The following is a 4512-nucleotide window of genomic DNA, read 5'->3' as shown; positions in this document are numbered from 1 at the left end:
GGGCGGCTCCTTCTCGGCAGGCTTCGGGGCTTGCCGCGCCGGGGGGCGCTGCTGCGCAAGCGCCGGAGCGTGCGCGGAAACGGTGAAGCCGGCGCCGACCGCGAGGACCGGCAGGATGAGGTGCAGGAAGGACGGCTTGCCGATCACGGGCGGTCCCCGGGTCGACGGGCGGCGACCTTCGCGAAGGCGTCCGCCAACGTGTCGGCGAGACCCGGCGTCGTTTCGAGGTCGGCGATCTCGTCGCGCGTCGCCCAGCGGACGGCGAGGGCTTCGGGGCCGGCCTCCGGCTCGCCGCCGATCCAGAGGGCCGCATGGGGGTGGACGACGTAGTGATGGCGCACGCGACCGTCGGGCTCGCGCTGGATGATCTCGGTCGGCGGCAGGACGCCGATCATCTCGGCGTCGAGGCCGACCTCCTCCTTGAGCTCGCGCAGGGCGGCGTCGGCGATCGCCTCGCCGGCTTCGACCAGCCCGCCGGGGAGGGTCCAGACGCCGCGCATCGGCGCATTGGCGCGCGCCGCCAGCAGCACCCGGTCGCCGCGGATCACCGCGATCGACGCGCCGACGAAGGGGCGCATGGGAAACAATCGCGCATCGGCCTCGCTCACGGCTTCGTCCCATCCGGCGCGACGACCGCGACGCGTCCGTCGGACAGGCCGACGAGGATGCGCACCTTCGTCCCGCGCCCGAGCGCGGCGACGCCGTAGGCGGCGGGGGCGGGCAGCGCGATCCGCGCGCGCTCCCTGATGCCGCCCTTCAGCGAGACCAGGGCGATAGCCGAATTGTCGGCGACGGGCAGAGCGAGGTCCGCCTGCGCGCCGTGCGCCTCGCCGGACGCCAGGCCTTCGTCGCGGCGACGCTCCACGGCGGCGATGCGTCGGGTCTGGCCCTCGTCACCCGCGCCGGTATCGGCGACTGGGCCGTCACCGCCCGGACGCCCTCCCAGGATGGCGCTCCGCTGCGGATCGCCGCCGTCGCCGATTTCGCCAGGACCGGGTCGCCGCAGGTCGCCGCGGTTCTAGCGAAGGGCGGGCGCCTCCAGCTTTGGACGCCCGCCGTCGACGCCTTCACCCTCGCCGGCGAGGCGCCGGGCTACGCCTCCGGCCCGGGCGACGTCGATCTCGCCGCCGCGGTCGCCTGGAACGGCAGATCGAGGATCGTGACCGCCGGCTCGGCGGCGGCGGGCGTGGCGGCGAGAACGACGAGGAGCAACCAGCGGGACAGCCGGTCAGACATGCTGCCCGCCGTTGATGTGCAGCTCAGCGCCGTTCACGTAGGACGAGGCCTCGGTGCACAGGAAGTAGATCGCCTTGGCGACCTCGTCGGGCGTGCCGAGGCGGCGCTGCGGGATCTGCTCGACCAGCTTGTCGGTTCCGGGCGACAGGATCGCGGTGTCGATCTCGCCGGGCGAGATCGCGTTGACGCGCACGCCCAGCGGCCCGAAATCGGCGGCCATCTCGCGGGTCAGGCCGGCCAGCGCCGACTTCGAGGTGCCGTAGGCCGCGCCCGCGAACGGGTGGACGCGCGACCCGGCGATCGAGGTGACGTTGACGATCGACCCCTTGGCGCGGGCGAGTTCGTCGCGCAGGCCCTGGGCGAGCAGCACGGGCGCGAAGAAGTTCACCTGGAACACCCGCTGCCAGGTCGCGAAGTCGGTCGGCAGGGCGCCGAGGCGCTCGCCGTTCGGCCCCTTCGGCGAGATGCCGGCATTGTTGACCAGCGCGTGGAGCAGCCCGCCCTCGATCGACAGCCGCTCGGCGACCTCGCGGACCCCGCGCACGGTATCCTCGGCGTCGGCGAGGTCGACCTGGAGGTGGTCCTCCGGGCCCATCTCCCACGGGCAGTTCTCGGGAAAGGCGTGGCGCGAGCAGGTGATCACCCGCCATCCCGCCGCGGAGAAGCGCTTGACGGTGGCGTGGCCGATGCCCCGGCTCGCCCCGGTGAGCAGCATGACGCGACGGCGTTCGTTTCCGGGTATGGCCAAGGCCGTGCCTCGCTTCCGATCGGGGTCGGCGCCGGGGCACCCCGGCGGGCCGCCGCGCTGAGCCCAAGGTCTAAGCGCAGCCGGCCCGAAAATCCAGGGACTTCGCCGCGTCGCAACACCGGCGGGGACGCTTGACGGGGCACCGATGCGGCGGGATCACCGGGGCTCCGCAGCCCCTCGCACCGGATCGCCCCCTCATGCCGACCACGGCCCGCCCCACCGATCGCATGCCCGCCATTTCCGCGGATCGGCTCACCCCGGCGCAGCTCGCGGCGTCGGACGCGTTCTTCGCAGCGCGCAAGACGCCGGTCTTCGGCCCGTTCGTGCCGCTGCTGCGCAGCCCCGACCTGATGCTGCGCGCGAGCGACATGGGCCTGTACCTGCGCTACGACAGCGTTCTGCCGCTCAGGATCAGCGAGTTCGCCATCCTGATCGTCGCCCGCGAGTGGAGCCAGCAGATCGAGTGGCAGATCCACCATCCGATCGCGCTGAAGGCCGGCGTCGACGCGGACGTGGCGCAGGCGATCGCGGAAGGCCGGCGGCCGGAGGGCATGTCGGCCGAGGAAGCCGCGGTCTACGCGTTCTCGACCGAGCTCCAGCGCAACAAGGCGGTGAGCGACCCGACTTACGCGGCCCTGGTCGCGCTCTACGGCGAGCAGGGCGCGATCGATCTCACCGGGATCAACGGCTATTACGCCCTGCTCGCGATGACGATGAACGTCGCCCGCACCGCCCTGCCGGAAGGCGTCGCGCCGCCGCTGCCGCCCCTGATCCCGTAGCGGCTTCTCAGGGATAGAGGCGCGACCGGTCCCAGCCCTTGCCGTTGCAGGTGAACCGGACGCGGTCGTGCAGGCGATAGTCGCCGTTGCGCCAGAACTCCATCGCCACCGGGGCGATCCGGAACCCGGTCCAGTTCTCCGGCCGCGGCACCGGCCCGTCCTCGTAGCGGGCCGACAGCTCCGCCACCTCCGCCATCAGCGCGTCGCGGCCTGCGAGCGGGCGCGACTGACGGCTGGCGATGGCGCCGAGCCGGCTGTCGCGGTGGCGACTGGCGAAGTAGGCGTCCGCCTCCTCGGGCGTCACTCGCGACACCGGACCGCGGACGCGGATCTGCCGGCGCAGGCTCTTCCAGTGCAGCACGAAGGCGGCCTGCGGGTTGGCGGCGAGCTCCTCGCCCTTGGCCGATTCGACGTTGGTGTAGAAGACGAAGCCGCGCTCGTCGAAGCCCTTCAGCAGCACCATCCGCACGTCCGGCAGGCCGTCCGCGCCTGTGGTGGCCAGCGCGATCGCGTTGGCGTCCTCGGGCTCGGACGCCGTCGCCTCGGCCATCCAGGCAGCGAACAGGCCGAACGGATCGTCGCTCAGGGTGAAGTCGGCGGCATCCGGGACCGCATCGCGCCCGCCCGACTCATCGATCTTTAACGCGTCCACGACTTAATCCTCCGTTGTGAGATCCGGGTCGGGGGGCACCGACGTTGGAGCACACTTACGCGCCATCTCGTCTTGGGTTCAGGGTCTCGGGTTCAGGTGTAATGCGTCGTCGCGACAAGAAGGAAGGGGCTGCGGCGATGCCGCGGGGGGAAGCGCGGGCTGGGCGGCTCCCGCCGGTGGCACTGGCCGCGGGTCTCGCGTCGATGCTCTGCGGCTGCAGCCAGCCGCTCCTGATCTTCCGGGCGGATGCCAATCCCGAGGCCAGGGCGGAGACCGTCGCCGACGAGCCGATCGTCACCGGCAGCATCAGCCGGCGCCCGACGAGCTTCGGCTCGGACCTGGGCGAGGAGGATTGGCGCCGCGCCTACGCCGCGCTCTCGGTCGCTCTCGACCCGCAGGGCAACGGCAAGCCGGTGAAGTGGGACAACCCCGAGACCAGCCTGCGCGGCACGATCAACCCGACCGGGCTGCCCTACGTCGCCCACGACCTGATCTGCCGCGATTTCCTCGCCAGCGTGATTGCTCCCGGGAACAACCGCTTCGTGCGCGGCACCGGTTGCAAGCCGTCCGGCGGCGAGTGGGAACTCAAGCGCATCCGCACCGGCAAGGCCGGATCGGGCAAGACGAGCTGAGCGCGAACGATGCGAGGCGGCTCGGCCGCGTGACGCGTTCGGGTTGACGCCGGCCGCGCTTGCGCCGAGTCTCGTCGCCCCTACGTTGCGCGAGAGCAACAGGCCGCCCACATGCGGCCTGGATGGCCGCTGCTCCACAGCCGGCGCGAAACCACGAAGTTCAAGAGACCGATGCGCAATCCCTACGAGGTGCTGGGCGTCCCCAAGGGCGCCGGCGAGGCCGAGATCAAGAAGGCCTACCGCAAGCTCGCCAAGACCTACCATCCGGACACCAACAAGGACGCGAAGGCGAAGGATCGCTTCGCCGAGGCGAACGCCGCCTACGAGATCCTCGGCGAGCCGGAGAAGCGCCGCCAGTTCGACCGTGGCGAGATCGACGCCGACGGCAAGCCGCGCGCGACCGGGTTCGAGGGGCCGAGATCGGCGGCGAGGTAGCGCACCGAGGCTTCGAGCGCGGCCTTGGCG

The 4512-nt window shown here is 72.0% G+C and carries 6 protein-coding genes and 2 pseudogenes; 3 read left to right on the top strand and 5 right to left on the bottom strand.

Annotated features, from left to right (window positions below):
- Window positions 1-143: 143 nt before the first annotated feature.
- From FV223_RS20925 to FV223_RS20915, 4 genes and pseudogenes are all read right to left on the bottom strand, one after another.
- Window positions 144-578, bottom strand: coding sequence for an NUDIX hydrolase (locus FV223_RS20925; protein ID WP_147728810.1), 435 nt, complete (start codon window positions 576-578; stop codon window positions 144-146).
- 26 nt (window positions 579-604) lie between these two features.
- A pseudogene (locus tag FV223_RS20920) lies at window positions 605-820 on the bottom strand (hypothetical protein); the annotation flags it as partial.
- A gap of 272 nt (window positions 821-1092) precedes the next feature.
- The gene (locus tag FV223_RS30685) at window positions 1093-1236 is read right to left on the bottom strand and encodes a hypothetical protein (protein ID WP_187276193.1); all 144 of its coding nucleotides are present in this window, start codon (window positions 1234-1236) and stop codon (window positions 1093-1095) included.
- Window positions 1229-1951 (bottom strand): SDR family oxidoreductase, encoded by a 723-nt coding sequence (locus FV223_RS20915; RefSeq protein ID WP_147728807.1) that lies wholly within the window; start codon window positions 1949-1951, stop codon window positions 1229-1231. The genes FV223_RS30685 and FV223_RS20915 overlap by 8 nt, the downstream gene beginning before the upstream one ends.
- 260 nt (window positions 1952-2211) lie before the next feature.
- Between FV223_RS20915 and FV223_RS20910 the strand changes: the two genes are divergently transcribed.
- Entirely contained in the window at window positions 2212-2763 is a 552-nt protein-coding gene (locus tag FV223_RS20910; protein WP_244030504.1) for a carboxymuconolactone decarboxylase family protein, read from the top strand.
- 7 nt (window positions 2764-2770) lie between these two features.
- Here the strand turns inward: FV223_RS20910 and pdxH are convergent, their stop codons facing one another.
- Window positions 2771-3349, bottom strand: coding sequence for a pyridoxamine 5'-phosphate oxidase (gene pdxH / locus FV223_RS20905; RefSeq protein WP_147728809.1), 579 nt, complete (start codon window positions 3347-3349; stop codon window positions 2771-2773).
- Window positions 3350-3552: 203 nt separating this feature from the next.
- Here pdxH and FV223_RS20900 point away from each other — a divergent pair, with 203 nt between their 5' ends.
- Complete coding sequence (locus FV223_RS20900) at window positions 3553-4047, top strand: RT0821/Lpp0805 family surface protein (protein ID WP_244030506.1); 495 nt, start codon at window positions 3553-3555, stop codon at window positions 4045-4047.
- Between the two features lie 171 nt (window positions 4048-4218).
- Window positions 4219-4461: pseudogene (locus tag FV223_RS20895) on the top strand (DnaJ domain-containing protein); the annotation flags it as partial.
- Between the last annotated feature and the right edge of the window lie 51 nt (window positions 4462-4512).

It is taken from the genome of Methylobacterium sp. WL116, assembly GCF_008039455.1.
GTDB lineage: Bacteria > Pseudomonadota > Alphaproteobacteria > Rhizobiales > Beijerinckiaceae > Methylobacterium.
This window is presented reverse-complemented; position numbering and strand designations above follow the sequence as displayed.